We start from the raw sequence: 19,981 nt of genomic DNA, 5'->3' as shown, positions 1-19,981 counted from the left end.
ACACGCTGCTGTCAACACCTCTTTTCCAACTTCCTTGGCGCTTCGATGAACTGAAGCAACCTGCTGCCGAAAACTGCGTAACTCATTGTTTACCAAGGAGTTTTCCGTTTCGACTGCGCCGGAAGTGGGGCGAATTATAGGCTTCCAGAATCTGCCGTCAAGCATTGATTCCGCTTTTCTTTCAATAACTTGCAGCAAGCACCAAAATGCCCCGATTGAACCCTATATAGAGGAGACTAACTCTCCTCTATATAGAAGAGCCCGCTCAGAGAACTCCCGAAGCCTTGAGTGCAGACACGGCCCCTGCGTCCAGACTCAGCACCCGCTGCAAAACCTCCAGCGTATGCTCGCCCAGCAAAGGCGGTGCATACCGATACTCCACTGGCGTCCTGGACAACCGTATAGGACTGGCCACTTGAGGCACCATGCCTGCCAGTACGTGAGGCAACTCGATGGCCAACCCGCGCGCCTTGACCTGGGGATCTTCAAACATCTGCGCCAGGTCATTGATGGGGCCGCACGGCACACCAGCCTGTTCCAACTGAGCGACCCATTCGGCGGTAGTCTTGAACACCGTAGCCTGACGGATCAGGGGGATCAGCACCGCCCTGTTTGCCACCCGCAGCTTGTTGGTTGCAAAACGCGGATCGTCCGCCCACTGAGGCTGCCCAGCCACTTCGGCAAACTTGCGAAACTGCCCGTCATTCCCGACCGTCAGGATGAAGTCGCCATCAGCCGTAGGGAAGTCCTGATAAGGCACGATGTTCGGGTGTGCATTGCCCAGGCGCTTTGGCGCATTGCCCGTTGTCAGGTAGTTCATCGCCTGATTGGCCAAACAGGCGACTTGAACATCCAGCAATGCCATATCGATATGCTGCCCACCACCATCGTGGTCTCGATGCGCAAGCGCGGCCAGGATAGCCACAGTGGAATACAGCCCCGTGAGGATGTCCGTCAGCGCCACACCCACCTTGACCGGCCCAGCACCCTCTTCGCCTTCAGGTCGACCCGTCAAGCTCATCAGGCCACCAAGGCCCTGGATCATGAAGTCATAACCTGCGCGCTTGGCGTAGGGACCGGTTTGCCCAAACCCGGTGATCGAGCAATAAATCAGATCAGGATTGATCGCTTTCAGCGACTCATAGTCCAGACCGTAGGCCGCCAGACCGCCGACCTTGAAATTCTCGATGAGGATGTCCGACTTGGCCGCCAAGTCACGCACCAGCTTCTGCCCCTCTGGACGCGTGAAGTCGATGGTGACCGATTGCTTGTTGCGGTTGGCCGACAAGTAATAGGCAGCCTCGCTGGTGTTCTCGCCATAGGCGTCCTTGAGGAACGGAGGGCCCCAGGCGCGCGTGTCATCGCCATTGCCCGGACGCTCGACCTTGATCACTTCAGCGCCAAGGTCGGCGAGGATCTGGCCGGACCATGGCCCAGCCAACACCCGCGATAAATCCAGTACCCGTAGATGTGAAAGCGCGCCCATGACGTTCTCCTGTTAATAGAACGCCTGGAGGCCGGTCTGAGCGCGACCGAGGATCAGCGCGTGGACGTCATGCGTACCCTCATAGGTATTCACCACTTCCAGGTTGACCAGATGACGAGCAACGCCGAATTCATCCGAGATACCGTTACCGCCCAGCATGTCGCGGGCCATGCGCGCGATATCCAGGGACTTGCCGCAGGAGTTGCGCTTCATCATCGAGGTAATTTCAACCGCCGCGGTGCCTTCGTCCTTCATGCGCCCCAGACGCAGGCAGCCTTGCAGCGCCAGGGTGATTTCGGTCTGCATGTCGGCCAGCTTCTTCTGGATCAACTGGGTAGCGGCCAATGGGCGACCGAACTGCTGACGATCCAGGGTGTATTGGCGAGCGGTGTGCCAGCAGAACTCAGCGGCGCCCAGCGCCCCCCAGGAGATGCCGTAACGGGCCGAGTTCAAGCAGGTGAAAGGACCTTTCAGGCCTCGGACGTCAGGGAAGATGTTTTCTTCCGGAACGAACACGTTGTCCATGACGATCTCGCCGGTGATCGATGCCCGCAGGCCAACCTTGCCGTGAATCGCCGGAGCGCTCAGGCCTTTCCAGCCCTTCTCCAGAACGAAGCCGCGGATGTCGCCGACATCGTCCTTGCCCCAAACCACGAATACGTCGGCGATCGGGCTGTTGGTGATCCACATCTTGCTGCCGGTCAGGCTATAGCCGCCTTCCACTTTCCGTGCACGGGTGATCATTGCACCTGGATCGGAGCCATGGTTTGGCTCGGTCAGGCCAAAGCAGCCGATCCACTCGCCCGACGCCAGTTTTGGCAGGTACTTCTGTTTCTGGGCTTCAGTACCGAATTCATTGATCGGCACCATTACCAGCGAGGATTGCACGCTCATCATCGAACGGTAGCCGGAGTCGACGCGCTCGACTTCACGCGCAATCAAACCGTAGCTGACGTAGTTCAGGCCGCTGCCACCGTACTGCTCGGGAATGGTTGCACCCAGCAGACCCACTTCGCCCATTTCACGGAAGATCGCCGGATCGGTCTTTTCATGGCGGAAGGCTTCGAGCACACGCGGCGCGAGACTCTGCTGAGCGAACTGCGCAGCGGTGTCGCGGATCATGCGCTCTTCTTCGGTGAGCTGTTGATCCAGCAGCAGGGGATCGATCCAGTTGAAGCTAGCTTTACCGGCCATGAGTGTGTCCTCTCGAAACAGGTCAAATAACGTGCAGTGATCCTAGGCCGGGTTCGCCATCTGGGCAAACGAGGATTTCGCATACTGTTGTGCTAATTTCTCACTCCGAGATGTCGCAAAAGCCATTTAAGGCGATGTATTAGTGAGGTTGACGTACATGCGCAGGAAAATACCCAGTACAACGGCCCTGATCAGTTTTGAAGCCGCCGCCCGCCATGAAAGCTTTACCAAGGCAGCCCAGGAGCTTTCGCTGACCCAAGGGGCAATTTGTCGACAGATCGCCAGCCTCGAGGAGTTCCTGGGCGTGGAACTGTTCCGACGCTCCCGACGCGGGGTCAAGCTGACGGAGGCGGGTCTTTCCTACAGTCGCCGGGTTGCCACCCAACTCGATGCGGTTGAGCGCGACACCCTGTCCGTGATGGGCCAACAGGGGGCCAACGTCATAGAACTGGCCGTAGTTCCAACGTTCGGGACCCAGTGGCTGCTGCCCAGGCTCAAGGACTTTCAACAGAAACACCCGGAAGTAACAGTCAACCTGACCAACCGCACACGGCCGTTTCTGTTTGCCGACACCGATTTCGACGCAGCGATCTACTTCGGTGATGCGGATTGGTCGGGTACTGAATCCCACAGACTGATGGGCGAAAATCCGATGCCCGTGTGCAGCCCCAACCTATTGGGCCAAAAAAATGCCCTGACAGCCGCTGAAATCGCCGACCTTCCCCTTCTGCAACAGACCACCCGCCCCTACGCCTGGCGCCAATGGTTCGACTCTCAGCACCTGAACGTCCCACGCGACATGACAGGGCCGCGCTACGAGCTATTCTCCATGCTGGCCCAGGCGGCGATGCACGACATGGGGATTGCACTGATCCCGCCGTTCCTGATTCAGCGCGAATTGGCCGAGGCTCGCCTGGTGATCGCCAACCCGCAGGCGCTCTCCAGCATAAAGGCCTATTACCTGATGATTCCGGAGAGAAAGGTCGAATCGGCGTCTTTAAGGGCTTTTCGGGACTGGCTGGTAAATCAGGCCCATGGCTACAGCCTAGAAGGATAAAGGCCTGCAGAACTTATCTGACCTCGTAGTCAGAAAACTGAAAACCCTACAGATATAAGTAATTGTCGCATAGAGAGAAACTGTACGACGAAGCAGTACAAACGTGCCACAAGCGCCTGAAGACGCGGCTTTGCGCCACTATTCCAGGTCGATTCCGCATCATTCATATGGCCGATGTGTAAATTGTTGGATTTGCGCCAAAATGCCCGAAAGGCACGGCCTACAAGGGATTGAGCCGTTTGGTTGCGACATTCGGTCACGGGGTGACTTGTAGTTAATTTTCCGTCACCCGTCATAATCCCTTGTAAGGGCACAAAGTTCGCCTGCAAAATGCCGCGCCCCGCCTGAATTTAGCGGGGTCGTGCTGATCGGCCGCCCCAGCCGCACCATCCGTAGTGCATGGGTTTACTCAATAAGATCACGCAGGAGATTTGACGTGCACATTGGTGTTCCTCTCGAAACCCAGACCGGTGAAACACGGGTTGCTGCAACCCCCGAAACCATCAAGAAGCTGATCGGCCAGGGTCATAAGGTCACTGTACAAAGCGGCGCCGGCGTCAATGCCAGTGTTGTCGACAGTGCCTATGAAGCCGCAGGCGCGGCCATTGGCAGTGCCAGCGAGGCGTTTGGTGCAGAGCTGATTTTGAAGGTGGTCGCCCCCAGCGACAGCGAGCTTGCGCTGATTAAGAGCGGCACCGTTGTGGTGGGGATGCTCAATCCGTTCAACAACGAAACCATCGCCAAGATGGCTGAGTGCGGCATTACTGCCTTTGCCTTGGAGGCTGCTCCTCGCACCTCGCGCGCACAGAGCCTGGACGTGCTGTCCTCGCAAGCCAACATCGCCGGCTATAAAGCCGTGTTGCTGGCCGCTCATCACTATCCGCGCTTCATGCCGATGCTGATGACCGCCGCGGGCACCGTGAAAGCGGCGCGGGTGCTGATTCTCGGCGCCGGTGTTGCCGGGCTGCAGGCCATCGCTACGGCCAAGCGCCTGGGTGCGGTGATCGAAGCGTCTGACGTGCGTCCGGCGGTAAAAGAACAGATCGAATCCCTGGGCGCCAAGTTCGTCGACGTGCCTTACGAGACCGATGAAGAGCGTGAATGCGCTGTCGGTGTCGGCGGTTACGCTCGCCCGATGCCTGCCAGCTGGATGCAGCGCCAGGCCGTGGCCGTGCACGAACGCGCCAAACAGGCTGACATCGTCATTACCACGGCGCTGATTCCGGGTCGCAAGGCACCGACGCTGCTCAGTGCAGAGACCGTGGCACAGATGAAACCGGGCTCGGTGGTCATCGACCTGGCGGCTGCCCAAGGCGGTAACTGCCCGCTGACCGTGGCCGACCAGGTGGTTGTCGAAAACGGTGTGACCATCGTTGGCCCGACCAACCTGGCGGCCGCAGTCGCTGCCGACGCCTCGGCACTGTATGCACGCAACCTGCTGGACTTCATGAAACTGTTGTTCGATAAAGAAGGACAACTGGTGATCAACCTTGAAGACGATATCGTCGCCGCGTGCCTGATGTGCCGCGACGGCCAGATCGTGCGCAAGAACGGCTGAGGATAAAAACAATGGAAGACATGCTGATCTCTCACGGTATCTACAACCTGATCATCTTCGTGCTGGCCATCTATGTCGGCTACCACGTGGTCTGGAACGTGACCCCTGCACTGCACACCCCTCTGATGGCCGTGACCAACGCGATCTCGGCCATCGTCATCGTCGGCGCCATGCTGGCTGCCGCCCTCACCGTGACCCCACTGGGCAAGACCATGGGCACCCTCGCCGTGGCCCTGGCCGCAGTGAACGTGTTCGGTGGCTTCCTGGTTACCCGGCGCATGCTGGAAATGTTCAAGAAGAAAGCGGCTCCAGCAAAAGCTCCGGCAGCCAAGGCCGAAGCAATCAAGGCTGAGGTGCAGCAAGCATGAGCATGAATCTGGTTACTTCCCTGTATTTGATCGCCTCGGTCTGCTTCATCCAGGCGCTCAAGGGACTCTCGCACCCAACCACGTCGCGTCGCGGCAACCTGTTCGGCATGCTCGGCATGGGCCTGGCGATCCTCACCACGGTTGGCCTGATCTACAAGCTGGGCGCCGAGCTGGCCAACGACGGTATCGTCTACGTGATCGTCGGCCTGCTGATCGGCGGCACTGTCGGTACGATCATGGCCAAACGTGTTGAAATGACCAAGATGCCCGAACTGGTCGCCTTCATGCACAGCATGATCGGCCTGGCGGCGGTGTTTATCGCCGTGGCCGCCGTGGTCGAGCCACAGTCGCTGGGTATCGTCCAGAACCTCGGCGATGCGATCCCCGCCGGTAACCGCCTGGAGTTGTTCCTCGGCGCTGCCATCGGTGCGATCACCTTCTCCGGTTCGGTCATTGCCTTCGGCAAACTGGCGGGCAAATACAAGTTCCGCCTGTTCCAGGGCGCGCCAGTACAGTTTGGCGGTCAGCACAAGCTGAACCTGCTGCTCGGCCTGGCCACACTGGCCCTGGGCGTGACCTTCATGCTCACCGGCGACTACACCGCTTTCGCCGTGATGCTGGCGCTGGCCTTCGTGCTTGGCGTGCTGATCATCATCCCGATCGGCGGTGCCGACATGCCGGTCGTCGTGTCCATGCTCAACAGCTACTCGGGCTGGGCGGCGGCGGGTATCGGCTTCTCGCTGAACAACTCGATGCTGATCATTGCCGGCTCGCTGGTCGGTTCGTCCGGCGCGATTCTTTCGTACATCATGTGCAAGGCGATGAACCGCTCGTTCTTCAACGTATTGCTCGGCGGTTTCGGCAACACGGCGGACGCAGGCCCTGCAGGCTCGAAAGAAGCGCGTCCGGTGAAATCCGGTTCGGCTGACGATGCAACCTTCCTGCTGACCAACGCCGACACCGTGATCATCGTTCCGGGCTACGGCCTGGCGGTAGCACGGGCCCAGCATGCGCTGAAGGAACTGACCGAGAAGCTGACCCACCGTGGCGTGACCGTGAAGTACGCGATCCACCCGGTTGCCGGTCGCATGCCTGGCCACATGAACGTACTGCTGGCCGAGGCCGAAGTGCCTTACGACCAGGTGTTCGAGATGGACGACATCAACTCCGAGTTCGGCCAGGCCGACGTGGTACTGGTGTTGGGCGCGAACGACGTGGTCAACCCGGCGGCGAAGAACGATCCGAAATCGCCGATTGCCGGCATGCCGATCCTCGAAGCGTTCAAGGCCAAGACCATCATCGTCAACAAGCGCTCGATGGCCAGCGGCTATGCCGGCCTGGACAACGAGCTGTTCTACCTGGACAAAACCATGATGGTCTTCGGCGACGCCAAGAAAGTCATCGAAGACATGGTTAAAGCCGTCGAGTAAGACCGTTTCGCAGTGCCACAACGCCCCGACTCGTCGGGGCGTTTTTGTTTGTGCAAATCAATGGTCAAACCGTCGCGTTGTTACCGAAACGGTAACGGTGTTTTGTCTGAAAGCACCGGAATAGACACCTCGTTTGCGACCTTGGTAGCGGGACACAGCGCCGTGAAATTCAATAGACTGCATGTCCTGCTACCCGTTGCCCGAGATAACAATCCATGTACCGTGACCGTATTCGCCTGCCTTCGTTGTTGGATAAAGTGATGAGCGCCGCCGAGGCTGCCGCTCTGATTGAGGACGGCATGACCGTCGGCATGAGCGGCTTCACCCGTGCCGGCGAAGCCAAGGCCGTGCCCCACGCACTGGCCGAACGGGCCAAAGCCTCCCCGCTGAAGATCAGCCTGATGACCGGCGCCAGCCTGGGCAACGACCTCGACAAACAGCTCACAGAAGCCGGCGTATTGTCACGACGCATGCCGTTCCAGGTGGACAGCACCTTGCGCAAGGCGATCAACGCTGGCGATGTGATGTTCATTGACCAGCACCTCTCGGAAACCGTCGAGCAATTGCGCAACCAGCAACTGAAGCTGCCGGACATCGCGGTGATCGAAGCCGTGGCCATTACCGAGCAAGGTCATATCGTGCCGACCACTTCCGTGGGCAACTCGGCCAGCTTCGCGATTTTCGCCAAGCACGTGATCGTCGAGATCAATCTGGCGCACAACCCCAACCTCGAAGGTCTGCACGACATCTATATCCCGACCTATCGCCCGACCCGTACGCCGATTCCCTTGGTCAAGGTCGACGATCGCATTGGCAGCACCGCCATCCCGATTCCACCGGAAAAGATCGTCGCGATCGTGGTCACCAATCAGTCCGACTCACCGTCCACCGTGCTGCCACCGGACGTGGATACCCAAGCGATCGCCGATCACCTGATCGACTTCTTCAAGCAAGAAGTCGGCGCGGGACGCATGACCAACAAGCTCGGCCCACTGCAGGCCGGGATCGGCACCATCGCCAACTCCGTGATGTGTGGTTTGATCGATTCGCCATTCGAAGACCTGACCATGTACTCCGAGGTGCTTCAGGACTCGACGTTCGACTTGATCGATGCCGGCAAGTTGAGTTTTGCCTCTGGCAGTTCGATCACCTTGTCGAGTCGCCGCAACGCTGACGTATTCGGCAACCTGGAGCGCTACAAGGACAAACTGGTGCTGCGCCCTCAGGAAATCTCCAACCACCCGGAAGTGGTCCGCCGCCTCGGTATCATCGGCATCAACACCGCCCTTGAATTCGATATCTATGGCAACGTCAACTCCACCCATGTCTGCGGCACGCGGATGATGAACGGCATTGGCGGCTCGGGCGACTTCGCGCGCAACGCGCACTTGGCGATTTTCGTCACCAAGTCGATCGCCAAGGGCGGGGCGATTTCCAGCGTGGTGCCGATGGTCAGCCACGTTGACCATACCGAACATGATGTCGACATCCTCGTCACCGAAGTCGGCCTGGCGGACCTGCGCGGCCTGGCACCCCGGGAGCGGGCACGCGTCATCATCGACAACTGCGTACATCCAGATTATCGCCAGGCACTGAACGACTACTTCACGGCCGCCTGCGCCATCGGCGGACACACGCCCCATATCCTGCGTGATGCACTGAGCTGGCACATGAACCTGGAAGAAACCGGGAGAATGATCGCTGTTTGATTGATACAGATGGCAGCTGACGCAAACACAGTTTCGTCAGCTCGCTGTTGTCACCTCGTAATCTGACAAAAACTGTACTGCTGTACCGGTCATTTCCTACCGAATTTTCCTACTCCACTCCGCCAAATCAGTAAAATCGCACCATAATGGCGCAGATAGATACAGTTGCCTCATTTTTGACCAGTACACCCCCTATAAACAGTTAACTGAGCTCTCACAATACAGATGAACTGTATCTACAGAGACTAGGCAAACAAGAGGATCATGGGCACCAGTTAAGCCACTACCTAATCCCGCCATAAGCGGAAGGATGAAAACCATGGAACGTACACTCAGTTCCGAACTGTTCTTCGAAGACACTGCTGCAAAAACCCAGGCTTCCATGCCTCTGCGCGTTATCGCCAACCTGATGCTGTGGCAGCGCCGCATCTCCAGCCGCCACCAACTGGCTCGCCTGGATTCGCGTCTGCTGGCTGACGCCGGGATTAGCGAAGCACAACGCTACGAAGAGCTGAGCAAGCCGTTCTGGCGCTAAGTTAGCGTCGCTGGCTCTGACCCGCAGGGTCCACCGCCAGCAACCCGAATTGCACAAACAAAGCCCGTCGTGGGACTCCACGACGGGCTTTGTCGTTTCAGGTGTTATCAATGCGCAAACAGGTACAGTTTTTATAGTTCAGGATCAGACCATTACAGTTTGCAATCGACTATCGACCGCTCGAACTGATTTTTAGCAACCTTTTCTCTTATAGGCTGTTCGAAACGACCTGCTCAGGCCTAATATCAAGCCAGAACGTGGCCCCCCCCGAGTGTCTGGCGTCTGAATCACCAGACACTGCGCCACCTTTATCGTCTTATCCAAAGGAGTTACACCATGTCCCGTCTTCGTCTGCTCAGCGCTGCAGCCCTGCTTGCCGTGGCTGCCAATGCCCACGCCACCAGCTTCATCGTGACCACCGATGCCGTCGTCGGTGCACTCAAAGCCACGTCCGACGCCACCTCCGACGTGACGTCTTCGTTCAAGGACGACAAGATCGTGCTCGCGGCCCGTGACGACGCTGCCAGCTTCGTCGCCAGCGAAGGTTCGATTCGTGGGGTAAAACTGGAAAGCGCACTCGATCACATTCGCCACCAGGCTCCGCAACTGAATGCAACAGACGCCCAGCTGGCGCAAGCCATCCTGACTATCTAAGCGTTTTCCATGATGGGGGACACGCGTGACGTGTCCCAATGTTTCAGCGCTGGCTCTAGCCCGGGCCTTGCGCTAGCCTTGGGACTCACATTCAACTGTCGAGTCTCATGCGTTTTCTTTCAAACCTGCTGGTTGCTCCAGTCTTTCTAGCAGCCTGCTATTCGGGGGCAGCCCATGCCTTCGACGCGTTTAACCTGTCTACCCAAGGCATCGTGGCCAGCGTTTATGCCACAGGCCTGGTGACCTCTGCCCCCTTCGATCATAAACTGCTCCTCAACGCCCGGGATGATGCCGCGGTATTCATCGCCAGTGATGGTCGAATGAGAGGCGCACGACTGGAGTCGGCCTTGGATTACCTGCGCCAGGCCCAGCCAAAACTTCATGCCAGTGACCTTGAACTGGCACGAGCAATTCTCGTCCAATAGTTATCCCATGTTTCTCCGGAGTCGTTCCATGCGTAACCCGCTGATTGTTGCCACCCTTGGCCTATTGTTGTTGGCTGATGTGGCCCAGGCCCAAACCCTGGTTGCCACCAGCAACATCCTCATTCGTGCCACCCAGCGCACACTGGATTTCACTTCCGACACCACGACGTCGATCCGCGACTCTAAAATCGTCCGTGAAGCCCAGGACGATGCCGCCAGTTTCGTCGCCAGCAACGGCGATATTCGTGGTGCGCACCTGGAATCTGCGCTCAATTTGTTGCGCACTCGCGTTCCTGAAGCCCGCGATGCCAGTGATCAGGATCTCGCCGAAGCCATCCTCGCACTGTGAGGTCTCCAGCTTCCTGGCTGTTGGCCGGGGCCGTGCTGCTGTTTGGCAGCACGGCCCACGCCGACCTCGAACTACACCTCAAGACCGATGGCCTTAGCCCGGCGCAACAGCGGGCCAGCCAGGCTTTGCTTGATGAAGCCATGCAGGCATTGCCGCCACGGTTCATCGAGCAACTCGACCGGCGTATCGACGTCGGCTGGACCGATAAAATGCGCAGCGATGCCTACGGTCAGGCGTCGCTGGTTTCCGAACTCGATCTGAATCGCAATTTGTTGGCGAGCCTCACCGATGGCAGCGCTGCCACCAAGAAAACCTATCGTCCCCATGGCACTGTGCGCCGGGAAATGCTCGCGACGGTGCTGCATGAGCTGACCCATATTTATGATCGCTCGCGCCTCTGGCCAAACGCGGAACGCACGCTGATCCAGCGCTGCACCCAACGCAGCGGCAGTTCAGGGCTGATCGGTATTCCCGATCAATGCCGTGGGCAGTCCGATAGACGCTTTACCTTGAGCGATGATCCGCGCCTGCTCGACCTTGCCGGCTGGCAACAGTACGTTGGCCGTCGGGGCGAGCGCGAACAGCACAACCGTCAGATCGCCCGCAGCCCGGATATCTACGAGACCAGCAGCCCCAAGGAATTCGTCGCGGTCAACATGGAGTATTTCCTCCTCGACCCGAGCTACGCCTGTCGTCGCCCTGCGCTGTACCGCTACTACAAGGAGCGTTTCGGCTGGGCACCTGCGGCCAAGAACGATTGCGGCAAGACCTTCGCATTCCTCAACGCCGGCAATGACTTTGCCAAGACGCCTTTGGGCCAGGTCGATCCGGAGCGGGTCTACGCCGTCGACTATCTACTGGCAGAGGCCAATCAGAACTGGGTCAGCCGTTGGGGCCACAGCATGTTGCGCCTGGTGATCTGTGCACCTGGCCGGCCACGCGGGCCGGATTGCCGCCTGGACCTGGACCAGCACCTGGTGTTGTCCTACCGTGCGTTCGTGGGCGACGTGCAACTATCGAGTTGGGATGGACTGGTGGGTAAATACCCCTCACGCCTGTTCGTGTTGCCGCTGGCCCAAGTGATCGACGAATACACCAAGACCGAGTTACGCAGCCTCGCCTCCGTGCCACTGAACCTGTCTCGTGAAGAGGTTGAAAACGTGGTGGAGCGTGCCGCAGAGATGCACTGGAGTTACGACGGCAACTACTTCTTCCTGTCGAACAACTGCGCTGTCGAAGAGCTGAAGTTATTGCGTGGCGGCACCAACAACTCAAAACTGGTTGCCCTGGACAACATCATGCCCAATGGTTTGCTGGAGGTGCTCAAGGGGCGCGGTCTGGCGGATACCAGCGTGCTGGACGATCCACGTGAGGCGCTTCGCCTGGGCTATCGCTTTGACTCTTTCCGCGATCGCTATCAAGCAATGTTCGAGGTATTGAGAAAACAGCTACCGATCAAACAGGAGAAGGTCGAAGACTGGCTGTCCCTGACCGCCGCACAACGCCGCCAATGGTTCGATCAGGCAGATTTGCGCACCAGCGCGGCATTGCTCTTGCTGGAACAGGCAAGCTATCGCCAGCAGTTGCTCCTGGCCCAGGACGAAGTCAAACAACGTTACTTGGGTGCCCGTGAGCTGAAAAACGGCGGAATGGACAAAGCCAACGCGACACTGAGGCAAATTCTCGATAACAGCGGTTTCCTCAGTCGTCCGGCGGAATTACTCGGCAGCGGCGGGTATGGCTTGCCACAACCTGCTGAATGGCAACGCCTGGAATCGGAGACCAGCCTGCGGCAGAAGCAGCTCCAGGCACTGACCGGGGATCTGGACAAGGAAGTCCGGGCCCTGCTCGATCCAGACCGCGCAGCGGAAATGGCGGCCAACGAAGCCAACGTGAAACAGATCGGTGAGCATCTGCGTAAATTGCACAAGGCAGCAGGTGGCCTTCAATTGCCTTGAGGCTAAAAAAGCAAAAGGGCTTCAGAACATTGTCCTGAAGCCCTCGGTCTTGCTGATCAACCTGTGACGAGAGGGTTTGATTCCTCTGTGTAGCAACTGTTCCGTTAGCTGACGCGGGCCTTACGCACGCCATCGGCCAATGCCGAGCACAGGCTCAGCACACCATCGATCGCCTGTTCCGGCGTCGTGGCATTGGCGATGTGATCGATCAGTGCCGAACCCACCACCACTCCGTCCGCCAGGCGCGCGATGGACGCCGCTTGCTCTGGCGTGCGAATGCCGAAACCGATGCTGATCGGCAGATCGGTGTGACGGCGCAGACGAGTGACCGCTTCTTCGACGTGTTCCAGGGTTGCTGCGCCAGCACCGGTCACACCGGCCACCGATACGTAGTAAACAAACCCGGAGCTACCATTAAGGACTGTTGGCAGACGCACATCGTCAGTGGTCGGGGTAGTCAGGCGAATGAAATCGAGACCGGCGGCCTGGGCCGGGTCGCACAACTCACCGTTATGCTCGGGCGGCATGTCCACCACGATCAGGCCATCGACACCGGCCTCTTTTGCATCGGTGATGAAACGCGGTACACCGTACTTGTGGATCGGGTTGAAGTAACCCATCAGGACGAGTGGCGTCTCGTTGTTGTCCTTGCGGAACTCACGCACCATTTCCAGGGTTTTCGCCAGGTTCTGCTTGGCCGCCAGCGCGCGAATATTGGCGAGCTGGATCGCCGGGCCGTCGGCCATCGGATCGGTGAAAGGCATGCCCAATTCGATCACGTCGGCGCCAGCGGCTGGCAAACCCTTGAGGATCGCCAGGGAGGTGTCGTATTCCGGGTCGCCGGCGGTGACGAAGGTCACCAGGGCGGCGCGGTTCTGTTCCTTGAGTTCGGCAAAACGCGTTTGCAGGCGGCTCATCAGTGTTTCTCCTGCTTGGATTGCTCGTGTTGAGAGTGTTCCATGTGGTGCATCACGGTCTGCATGTCTTTGTCGCCGCGACCCGACAGGTTGACCACCATCAGGTGATCCTTCGGCAGCGTCGGCGCGCGCTTGAACACTTCAGCCAGGGCATGGGCGCTTTCCAGGGCAGGAATGATCCCTTCCAGACGGCAGCACTGGTGGAATGCAGCGAGCGCTTCGTCGTCGGTCACCGAGGTGTACTGGACACGGCCGATGTCATGCAACCAGGCGTGCTCCGGGCCGATGCCCGGGTAGTCCAGGCCAGCGGAGATCGAGTGTGCGTCAATGATCTGGCCATCGTCGTCCTGCAGCAGGAAGGTCCGGTTGCCGTGCAGCACACCCGGTACGCCGCCGTTCAGGCTGGCCGCGTGCTTGCCGGTCTCGATGCCGTGGCCGGCCGCCTCCACGCCGATGATCTCAACGCTCTTGTCATCCAGGAACGGGTGGAACAGGCCCATGGCATTGGAACCGCCACCGATGCACGCCACCAGGCTGTCCGGCAGGCGGCCTTCCTGGGCTTGCAGCTGGTCACGGGTTTCCTTGCCGATAACGGCCTGGAAGTCGCGGACCATTGCCGGATAAGGGTGTGGACCGGCGACGGTGCCGATCAGGTAGAAGGTGCTGTCGACGTTGGTCACCCAGTCGCGCAGGGCTTCGTTCATCGCATCCTTCAGGGTGCCGGTGCCGGCCACGACCGGGATCACTTCAGCGCCCAACAGCTTCATGCGGAACACGTTGGCCTGCTGGCGTTCGATGTCGGTGGTGCCCATGTAGATCACGCAGTCCAGGCCAAAACGCGCAGCCACGGTGGCGGTCGCCACCCCGTGCATGCCAGCGCCGGTTTCGGCAATGATACGTTTCTTGCCCATGCGTCGCGCCAAAAGGATCTGGCCGATGCAGTTGTTGATCTTGTGCGCGCCAGTGTGGTTCAGCTCTTCGCGCTTGAGATAAATCTTCGCGCCGCCACAGAATTCGGTCAGACGTTCGGCAAAATAGAGCGGGCTCGGACGACCGACGTAGTCGCGCTGGAAGTACGCCAGCTCTTCCTTGAATGCCGGATCTTCCTTGGCCGCTTCGTATTCGCGGGCCAGGTCAAGGATCAGTGGCATCAGGGTTTCAGCGACGTAACGGCCGCCAAACGCGCCGAACAGGCCGTTGGCGTCAGGGCCGTTGCGCAGATTAGTCTGGGTCATGGGGCGCTCCAATTGAATGCGTGATATGACAATGGGCTTAACTCTACCCCTGACGCCAGGCTCTGAAAACCGATAAGATCGCCACAACCTGTCAGGAAAACTCACAGATATCATGAGCCACGATCTGCCACCCCTGAACGCCTTGCGCGCCTTCGAAGCCACTGCCCGCCTGAACAGCGTCAGCCAGGCTGCCGAGCAGCTGCATGTCACCCACGGTGCTGTCAGTCGCCAACTGAAGGTGCTTGAAGAACACCTCGGGGTGAGCCTGTTCACCAAGGAAGGCCGTGGCCTGAAACTCACAGATGCCGGCATGCGTTTACGCGATGCCAGCGCCGACGCCTTCGAACGCCTGCGCACGGTGTGCGCCGAGCTCACGCAAAGCACTGCCGATGCACCGTTCGTCCTGGGCTGCTCAGGAAGCCTGCTGGCACGCTGGTTCATACCGCGCCTGGGCCGACTGAACGCTGATCTGCCTGATTTGCGCCTGCACCTGTCAGCCGGCGAAGGCGATCTCGATCCCCGTCGCCCCGGCCTGGATGCCCTGCTCGTATTTGCCGAACCGCCCTGGCCCGCTGATATGCAGGTCTTCGAACTGGCCAGCGAACGGATCGGCCCGGTCATGAGCCCACGGTTCGCCGGTTATGAGCACCTGGAAACAGCGCCGGCTGCAGCGCTGCTCACTGAACCCTTGCTGCATACCACTTCGCGACCGCAAGCCTGGCCCAGTTGGGCGCAGCAAAGCGGCCTCGACGCCAAAGCGTTGAAGTACGGCCAAGGTTTCGAGCATTTGTATTATTTGCTGGAAGCGGCCGTAGCCGGACTGGGTGTTGCGATTGCTCCCGAGCCGCTGGTGGCCGAGGACCTGAAGGCGGGTCGCCTGGTCGCCCCTTGGGGATTTTGCGAAACACCCGCTCAACTGGCCCTGTGGCTACCCAAGCGCGCCGCGGACGGGCGCGCCAGGCAACTGGCGCAATGGCTCAAGACTGAGCTGCGCCAGACAGATCATTCCCCGCGCTTAAACAGCAAATAGGCCGCCAACAGGCCCAGCGCACCAACGGCAACACCAGCAGTCGTCCAAGGGTGTTCCTGCGCGTAATCCCGAGTGGCAATTCCGGTTTCACGGGTTTTGACCTTGACCTCTTCATAGGCATCCGAGAGCAGATGGCGTGAATGCCTCAGAGCGTTCTCGGCATTGCCTTTAAGCACCTTGAGGGTTTTACGCGACTCGTCCGAGGCGTCGTCCTTCAGGCTTTCCAAGGATTTGAGCAGACTCTCGATCTCCGCTTCCATGCTTTGCAATGAGGCTTTACGTAACGAGCTGTTGGCCATGGTGGCTCTCCTGCATTGTTGATGAGTGGCGTGTGTTGGTTGGGACTTCAGGGACTCGAGAAAGTGCAGTAAATGTGAGTATCAATGTCGCAACGACCGAAGGAAGTAAGACAGAAAATCACTGCTAGGCTGTATTTCACACCCTAAGGAGAACGCCATGACTGACCATCACACCTATAAGAAAGTCGAACTCGTCGGCTCGTCCACCAGTAGTATTGAAGACGCGATCAACAACGCACTGGCCGAGGCCAACAAAAGTCTCAAGTACATGGAATGGTTCGAAGTCACTGAGACCCGTGGCCATATCAAGGATGGCAAGGCTGCGCACTTCCAGGTGACACTCAAGGTCGGGTTCCGGATTGCCAGTAGCTGACGTTGGTTCTAGTCTGTTGAACTTGAGCGCTGGCCGAATGCCATAAGGAATGGCAGTGCGCTAGATGCGTTTCCGGCCAATGGCTGGATGCCTTTTTTTGATCCGACCAGAGAAATGCGACTGATGAAGAAATTTATTTTGGCGGTAGGCTTGTTGAGCCTGGTGGGTACTGCCTTTGCTGATAACGGCAAAAATTGCGAAGAATTGAAAGCCGAAATCGCAGCAAAGCTCGACGCCAAGGGCATTTCCGGCTATTCGCTGGAAATTGTCGACAAAGGCAATGCGTCTGGCGGGAAAATCGTCGGCACCTGCGAGAAGGGCAGCAAGGAAATAGTCTATAAGCGGTAGCACCAGAAAACGGTAGCCCCAACCGATTGCCAGCAAAAAGCCGACGCCATCGCGTCAGCTTTTTTGCGGTCAACGTGTTCAGCCCTTCATGACTTGCGCCAGCAGCTCATAGGAATGCAGCCGATCCGCATGTTCGTACAGGTCGCAGGTAAAAATCAGCTCGTCGGCTTGGGTCTGCTCGATCAGCACGTCCAGCTTGGCGCGGATTTTTTGCGGGCTGCCGATCATCGCCAATCCCAGGAAATCGCTGACCGCCTCTTTCTCATGAGGCAACCACAGCCCGTCCATCGTCTTCACCGGCGGGCGCTGCACCAGGCTCTGACCACGCATCAGCGCAAGAATACGCTGGAATACCGAGGTCGCCAGATAGTCGGCTTGTTCATCCGTGTCGGCGGCGACCAGAGGCACGCCAAGCATCACGTACGGCTTGTCCAGCACGGCGGAAGGCTTGAAGTGATTGCGGTAGACGCGAATGGCCTCATGCATGAAGCGCGGAGCGAAATGTGACGCGAACGCATAAGGTAAACCGCGCTCCCCTGCCAGCTGCGCACTGAAAAGGCTTGAGCCCAGCAACCAGATCGGCACATTCGTGCCGGTACCCGGCATTGCGATGACGCGCTGGTCCGGGGTGCGCGGGCCGAGATAACGCACCAGTTCGGCCACATCTTCCGGGAAGTCGTCGGCACTGCCGGAACGTTCGCGACGCAGCGCACGGGCCGTCATCTGGTCGGAACCGGGCGCACGGCCAAGCCCCAGGTCGATGCGCCCTGGATACAGACTTTCCAGCGTGCCGAATTGTTCGGCGATGACCAGCGGTGCATGGTTTGGCAGCATTACCCCACCGGACCCGACACGGATGGTCGACGTACCACCGGCCAGATAGCCAAGCAGCACGGAGGTTGCAGAACTGGCAATACCGTCCATGTTGTGATGTTCAGCCACCCAAAAGCGGTTATAGCCGAACTTCTCGACGTGCTGCGCCAGGTCCAGCGAGTTGCGCAACGACTGGGCGGCGCTGCCGTTTTCGCGCACGGGCACCAGGTCGAGGGTCGAGAATTTGATATCGGACAGTCGTTTCATAAACCTGCTTCTCCAATTGAGGGCGCAGGTTTTTTTACAAACGAAAACCTGCCGAATCCATAAGCGTGTTTCATGCAATGAGGGCATATACCCGAGTTTCAATAGCAAGGCGAAATTTAGCGACAAAAAACCGAACGATCAGATGCGCTGAACTTTGCTCCCCGGTCTACCCTCAGAACCCTAACGACCGAAACCACAACGGCGCGACGCTTCGCGCCGGATCTTGAGGAGACAGGCATGGCTATCACCAAGAAAGCATCGGCCCATTGGGAAGGTGATCTGAAAACCGGCATCGGTTCGATTTCCACCGAAACCGGTGTGCTCAGGGACGCGCCCTATGGCTTCAAGGCCCGCTTTGAGGGCGGAAAGGGCACAAACCCGGAGGAGTTGATCGGTGCGGCCCATGCGGGCTGTTTCTCCATGGCGTTTTCGATGATTCTCGGTGAGGCCGGCCTCAAGGCCGACAGCATCGATACCAACGCCGAAGTGACCCTGGACCAGGTAGAAGGTGGTTTCGCGATCACGGCCGTGAAATTGATCCTCAAGGCAAAAATCCCCGGCGCGAGCCAGGCGCAGTTCGATGAGTTGAGCAACAAGGCCAAAGAGGGTTGTCCGGTCTCCAAGGTGCTGAATGCGAAAATCAGCCTGGATGCGACGCTGGTCAACTAAGTTCGCATGATCGCAGCCTTCGGCAACTCTTGATCCTGTAGGAGTTGCCGCAGGCTGCGATCTTTTTTGATTTGAAACAGATTTGCCCGGTAAAACTGTGGTCGAATAAATGACAGCAGCACAAACGCATGACCTATGCGCGCTGCCTCAAGGAGCTTCAACCATGAAACGTTTTACCTTGGCGATTATCTGCTGCGCCCTGGCCACTTCGGCCCTGGCGGCACCCAAACCTTGTGAAGAGCTCAAGGCCGAAATCGAAGCCAAGATCCAGGCCCGAGGCGTGACGTCCTACACCTTGGAAATCGTTACCAACGACGAAGTGCACGATCAGAACATGGTCGTTGGCTCCTGCGACGGCGGCACCAAGAAAATCATTTACCAGAAGAATGACCGCTGACCTGAATCAAGGCACACAGTTGATCTGGCTCGCTTCGGCGACGATCTCGCGCCTGGCGTTATACAGGCGCGCTTCAGGGGTGAACGCCATGGAACGGGCTTGTAACAGATAACGCTGACCGGCTTCGAAATGATCGTATTTAACGATTATGTAGCATAGCCGCTCCGTAGTACCGCCGAACAAGTCCGAGCTCCCGCCTGGCACTTCAAAATCGAAGCGCACGGTCAGCTCGTGGCTACCGGGAGTGACCTGGAAAAAACGCCCGTCACGCAAGCGCTGGTTATCCAGTCGCTCCGCCATCAGCAATTTATCGTTAGGAAATGGCGTAGAGAAGTCTACCCACGCCATGTGCCGATTGGCCGCCGGCATAGGCGTCGAACAGCCGGCCACGGCACTTGCAGCCAGTAACAGCATCAACCTGCGCATGATAAATATCCCTATGTCAGGATATTCAGGATAGCGCCGATCAGGATCGTTGACAGCCCGCTGGTGTGCCCTGGCCAATCACTTTTCGCTGTTGATCATACAGCTTGGCCCATGGCCGGAAACCAATATTCCCCGCCTGCAATTGATAGCGCTCGCCTGCATTGAAGTCGTTGAATTTCACATTCATCTGACAGTCTCGCCACAGCGGTTGCGCATCGGGACCGATATTGGTGGGCTGGACGGGGAACTGGTAGCGAACGGTCAACTCATGGCTGCCGGGTTGAACCTCGAAATAGCGCTTGTCGGTTGCCGCTTTGTTGTCCACTTCAAGCGCCAGCAGGGCCGTGTCTTCCTGATGTGACTCCAGATCGATCCAGGCTTGCGTCGGATCATGGCGAGGTAATCCGAATCCAGCACATCCGGCCAGCATCAGCAGGCCTCCCGTCAGCATCAACTTGCGCATAGCGGAGCTCCAGTCAAGCGG

General features: G+C 58.5%; 24 protein-coding genes. 15 read left to right on the top strand and 9 right to left on the bottom strand.

What is annotated here, in order from left to right; all coding sequences use genetic code 11:
- The 3 genes from PG5_RS34600 to PG5_RS15690 all read right to left on the bottom strand — a co-directional run.
- Positions 1-198, bottom strand: a 198-nt coding sequence (locus tag PG5_RS34600; RefSeq protein WP_218187893.1) for a hypothetical protein, incomplete at its 3' end; no start/stop codon positions are given.
- A 67-nt stretch (positions 199-265) separates the two neighbouring features.
- On the bottom strand, positions 266-1,486 hold the full coding sequence (locus tag PG5_RS15695; protein WP_020798091.1) for a CaiB/BaiF CoA-transferase family protein: 1,221 nt from the start codon (positions 1,484-1,486) through the stop codon (positions 266-268).
- 12 nt (positions 1,487-1,498) lie between these two features.
- Positions 1,499-2,680: an acyl-CoA dehydrogenase gene (locus PG5_RS15690; RefSeq protein ID WP_020798090.1), complete on the bottom strand. Its 1,182-nt coding sequence runs from the start codon at positions 2,678-2,680 to the stop codon at positions 1,499-1,501.
- A gap of 157 nt (positions 2,681-2,837) precedes the next feature.
- On the opposite strand from PG5_RS15690, the gene PG5_RS15685 reads away from it, so the two are divergent.
- The 10 genes from PG5_RS15685 to PG5_RS15640 all read left to right on the top strand — a co-directional run bounded on the left by PG5_RS15685 (position 2,838) and on the right by PG5_RS15640 (position 12,723).
- Positions 2,838-3,737: a LysR family transcriptional regulator gene (locus tag PG5_RS15685; RefSeq protein ID WP_020798089.1), complete on the top strand. Its 900-nt coding sequence runs from the start codon at positions 2,838-2,840 to the stop codon at positions 3,735-3,737.
- Between the two features lie 436 nt (positions 3,738-4,173).
- Positions 4,174-5,295 carry a Re/Si-specific NAD(P)(+) transhydrogenase subunit alpha gene (locus tag PG5_RS15680; RefSeq protein WP_020798088.1) on the top strand — a complete coding sequence of 374 codons (1,122 nt, stop codon included), beginning with the start codon at positions 4,174-4,176 and terminating at the stop codon, positions 5,293-5,295.
- Between the two features lie 11 nt (positions 5,296-5,306).
- Positions 5,307-5,663, top strand: coding sequence for an NAD(P) transhydrogenase subunit alpha (locus tag PG5_RS15675; RefSeq protein WP_008064823.1), 357 nt, complete (start codon positions 5,307-5,309; stop codon positions 5,661-5,663).
- Complete coding sequence (locus PG5_RS15670) at positions 5,660-7,093, top strand: NAD(P)(+) transhydrogenase (Re/Si-specific) subunit beta (protein WP_020798087.1); 1,434 nt, start codon at positions 5,660-5,662, stop codon at positions 7,091-7,093. The genes PG5_RS15675 and PG5_RS15670 overlap by 4 nt, the downstream gene beginning before the upstream one ends.
- A 215-nt stretch (positions 7,094-7,308) precedes the next feature.
- Complete coding sequence (locus tag PG5_RS15665; protein WP_020798086.1) at positions 7,309-8,802, top strand: acetyl-CoA hydrolase/transferase family protein; 1,494 nt, start codon at positions 7,309-7,311, stop codon at positions 8,800-8,802.
- Positions 8,803-9,121: 319 nt separating this feature from the next.
- Positions 9,122-9,337 (top strand): DUF1127 domain-containing protein, encoded by a 216-nt coding sequence (locus tag PG5_RS15660; RefSeq protein WP_007902752.1) that lies wholly within the window; start codon positions 9,122-9,124, stop codon positions 9,335-9,337.
- A gap of 336 nt (positions 9,338-9,673) precedes the next feature.
- The gene (locus tag PG5_RS15655) at positions 9,674-9,991 is read left to right on the top strand and encodes a DUF2388 domain-containing protein (protein ID WP_008064820.1); all 318 of its coding nucleotides are present in this window, start codon (positions 9,674-9,676) and stop codon (positions 9,989-9,991) included.
- Positions 9,992-10,098: 107 nt separating this feature from the next.
- Complete coding sequence (locus tag PG5_RS15650; RefSeq protein WP_020798085.1) at positions 10,099-10,416, top strand: DUF2388 domain-containing protein; 318 nt, start codon at positions 10,099-10,101, stop codon at positions 10,414-10,416.
- Between the two features lie 28 nt (positions 10,417-10,444).
- Positions 10,445-10,765, top strand: a complete 321-nt coding sequence (locus PG5_RS15645; RefSeq protein WP_020798084.1) for a DUF2388 domain-containing protein — start codon at positions 10,445-10,447, stop codon at positions 10,763-10,765.
- The gene (locus tag PG5_RS15640; RefSeq protein WP_042955431.1) at positions 10,762-12,723 is read left to right on the top strand and encodes a DUF4105 domain-containing protein; all 1,962 of its coding nucleotides are present in this window, start codon (positions 10,762-10,764) and stop codon (positions 12,721-12,723) included. The genes PG5_RS15645 and PG5_RS15640 overlap by 4 nt, the downstream gene beginning before the upstream one ends.
- Positions 12,724-12,827: 104 nt before the next feature.
- Here PG5_RS15640 and trpA read toward each other — a convergent pair whose 3' ends face one another.
- Together trpA and trpB are read right to left on the bottom strand one after the other, a co-directional pair.
- Positions 12,828-13,640, bottom strand: a complete 813-nt coding sequence (trpA, locus tag PG5_RS15635; RefSeq protein WP_020798082.1) for a tryptophan synthase subunit alpha — start codon at positions 13,638-13,640, stop codon at positions 12,828-12,830.
- Positions 13,640-14,875 carry a tryptophan synthase subunit beta gene (gene trpB, locus PG5_RS15630; protein WP_020798081.1) on the bottom strand — a complete coding sequence of 412 codons (1,236 nt, stop codon included), beginning with the start codon at positions 14,873-14,875 and terminating at the stop codon, positions 13,640-13,642. The genes trpA and trpB overlap by 1 nt, the downstream gene beginning before the upstream one ends.
- 112 nt (positions 14,876-14,987) lie before the next feature.
- Between trpB and PG5_RS15625 the strand changes: the two genes are divergently transcribed.
- Positions 14,988-15,905, top strand: coding sequence for a LysR family transcriptional regulator (locus PG5_RS15625; protein WP_020798080.1), 918 nt, complete (start codon positions 14,988-14,990; stop codon positions 15,903-15,905).
- Here PG5_RS15625 and PG5_RS15620 read toward each other — a convergent pair.
- Entirely contained in the window at positions 15,878-16,204 is a 327-nt protein-coding gene (locus PG5_RS15620; protein ID WP_020798079.1) for a YqjD family protein, read from the bottom strand. The genes PG5_RS15625 and PG5_RS15620 overlap by 28 nt on opposite strands.
- Positions 16,205-16,361: 157 nt before the next feature.
- Between PG5_RS15620 and PG5_RS15615 the strand changes: the two genes are divergently transcribed.
- Both PG5_RS15615 and PG5_RS15610 read left to right on the top strand, forming a co-directional pair.
- A complete protein-coding gene (locus tag PG5_RS15615; protein ID WP_007940746.1) occupies positions 16,362-16,577 on the top strand; it encodes a dodecin in 216 nt (71 codons plus the stop codon).
- A gap of 123 nt (positions 16,578-16,700) precedes the next feature.
- Positions 16,701-16,925 carry a DUF1161 domain-containing protein gene (locus tag PG5_RS15610; protein ID WP_020798078.1) on the top strand — a complete coding sequence of 75 codons (225 nt, stop codon included), beginning with the start codon at positions 16,701-16,703 and terminating at the stop codon, positions 16,923-16,925.
- A gap of 78 nt (positions 16,926-17,003) precedes the next feature.
- Here the strand turns inward: PG5_RS15610 and PG5_RS15605 are convergent, their stop codons facing one another.
- Positions 17,004-18,005, bottom strand: coding sequence for an LLM class flavin-dependent oxidoreductase (locus PG5_RS15605; protein ID WP_020798077.1), 1,002 nt, complete (start codon positions 18,003-18,005; stop codon positions 17,004-17,006).
- Positions 18,006-18,242: 237 nt separating this feature from the next.
- On the opposite strand from PG5_RS15605, the gene PG5_RS15600 reads away from it, so the two are divergent.
- Complete coding sequence (locus PG5_RS15600) at positions 18,243-18,674, top strand: OsmC family protein (RefSeq protein ID WP_020798076.1); 432 nt, start codon at positions 18,243-18,245, stop codon at positions 18,672-18,674.
- A gap of 163 nt (positions 18,675-18,837) precedes the next feature.
- Positions 18,838-19,071, top strand: coding sequence for a DUF1161 domain-containing protein (locus PG5_RS15595; protein ID WP_020798074.1), 234 nt, complete (start codon positions 18,838-18,840; stop codon positions 19,069-19,071).
- 6 nt (positions 19,072-19,077) lie between these two features.
- Here PG5_RS15595 and PG5_RS15590 read toward each other — a convergent pair whose 3' ends face one another.
- Together PG5_RS15590 and PG5_RS15585 are read right to left on the bottom strand one after the other, a co-directional pair.
- Positions 19,078-19,497, bottom strand: coding sequence for a hypothetical protein (locus PG5_RS15590; RefSeq protein WP_020798073.1), 420 nt, complete (start codon positions 19,495-19,497; stop codon positions 19,078-19,080).
- Positions 19,498-19,537: 40 nt separating this feature from the next.
- Entirely contained in the window at positions 19,538-19,960 is a 423-nt protein-coding gene (locus tag PG5_RS15585; RefSeq protein WP_020798072.1) for a hypothetical protein, read from the bottom strand.
- Positions 19,961-19,981: the final 21 nt, after the last annotated feature.

The organism is Pseudomonas sp. G5(2012) (assembly GCF_000408945.1).
GTDB lineage: Bacteria > Pseudomonadota > Gammaproteobacteria > Pseudomonadales > Pseudomonadaceae > Aquipseudomonas > Aquipseudomonas umsongensis.
The sequence above is the reverse complement of the archived record's forward strand: the minus strand, read 5'-3'. Positions and strand labels throughout refer to the sequence as shown.

What these genes read in the sequence shown, in the direction of transcription:
- PG5_RS15695 (WP_020798091.1), bottom strand. Translation starts at nt 1,486, where the DNA reads ATGGGCGCGCTTTCACATCTACGGGTACTGGATTTATCGCGGGTGTTG.
- PG5_RS15690 (WP_020798090.1), bottom strand. Translation starts at nt 2,680, where the DNA reads ATGGCCGGTAAAGCTAGCTTCAACTGGATCGATCCCCTGCTGCTGGAT.
- PG5_RS15685 (WP_020798089.1), top strand. Translation starts at nt 2,838, where the DNA reads ATGCGCAGGAAAATACCCAGTACAACGGCCCTGATCAGTTTTGAAGCC.
- PG5_RS15675 (WP_008064823.1), top strand. Translation starts at nt 5,307, where the DNA reads ATGGAAGACATGCTGATCTCTCACGGTATCTACAACCTGATCATCTTC.
- PG5_RS15670 (WP_020798087.1), top strand. Translation starts at nt 5,660, where the DNA reads ATGAGCATGAATCTGGTTACTTCCCTGTATTTGATCGCCTCGGTCTGC.
- PG5_RS15665 (WP_020798086.1), top strand. Translation starts at nt 7,309, where the DNA reads ATGTACCGTGACCGTATTCGCCTGCCTTCGTTGTTGGATAAAGTGATG.
- PG5_RS15660 (WP_007902752.1), top strand. Translation starts at nt 9,122, where the DNA reads ATGGAACGTACACTCAGTTCCGAACTGTTCTTCGAAGACACTGCTGCA.
- PG5_RS15655 (WP_008064820.1), top strand. Translation starts at nt 9,674, where the DNA reads ATGTCCCGTCTTCGTCTGCTCAGCGCTGCAGCCCTGCTTGCCGTGGCT.
- PG5_RS15650 (WP_020798085.1), top strand. Translation starts at nt 10,099, where the DNA reads ATGCGTTTTCTTTCAAACCTGCTGGTTGCTCCAGTCTTTCTAGCAGCC.
- PG5_RS15645 (WP_020798084.1), top strand. Translation starts at nt 10,445, where the DNA reads ATGCGTAACCCGCTGATTGTTGCCACCCTTGGCCTATTGTTGTTGGCT.
- trpA (WP_020798082.1), bottom strand. Translation starts at nt 13,640, where the DNA reads ATGAGCCGCCTGCAAACGCGTTTTGCCGAACTCAAGGAACAGAACCGC.
- trpB (WP_020798081.1), bottom strand. Translation starts at nt 14,875, where the DNA reads ATGACCCAGACTAATCTGCGCAACGGCCCTGACGCCAACGGCCTGTTC.
- PG5_RS15625 (WP_020798080.1), top strand. Translation starts at nt 14,988, where the DNA reads ATGAGCCACGATCTGCCACCCCTGAACGCCTTGCGCGCCTTCGAAGCC.
- PG5_RS15620 (WP_020798079.1), bottom strand. Translation starts at nt 16,204, where the DNA reads ATGGCCAACAGCTCGTTACGTAAAGCCTCATTGCAAAGCATGGAAGCG.
- PG5_RS15615 (WP_007940746.1), top strand. Translation starts at nt 16,362, where the DNA reads ATGACTGACCATCACACCTATAAGAAAGTCGAACTCGTCGGCTCGTCC.
- PG5_RS15610 (WP_020798078.1), top strand. Translation starts at nt 16,701, where the DNA reads ATGAAGAAATTTATTTTGGCGGTAGGCTTGTTGAGCCTGGTGGGTACT.
- PG5_RS15605 (WP_020798077.1), bottom strand. Translation starts at nt 18,005, where the DNA reads ATGAAACGACTGTCCGATATCAAATTCTCGACCCTCGACCTGGTGCCC.
- PG5_RS15600 (WP_020798076.1), top strand. Translation starts at nt 18,243, where the DNA reads ATGGCTATCACCAAGAAAGCATCGGCCCATTGGGAAGGTGATCTGAAA.
- PG5_RS15595 (WP_020798074.1), top strand. Translation starts at nt 18,838, where the DNA reads ATGAAACGTTTTACCTTGGCGATTATCTGCTGCGCCCTGGCCACTTCG.
- PG5_RS15590 (WP_020798073.1), bottom strand. Translation starts at nt 19,497, where the DNA reads ATGCGCAGGTTGATGCTGTTACTGGCTGCAAGTGCCGTGGCCGGCTGT.
- PG5_RS15585 (WP_020798072.1), bottom strand. Translation starts at nt 19,960, where the DNA reads ATGCGCAAGTTGATGCTGACGGGAGGCCTGCTGATGCTGGCCGGATGT.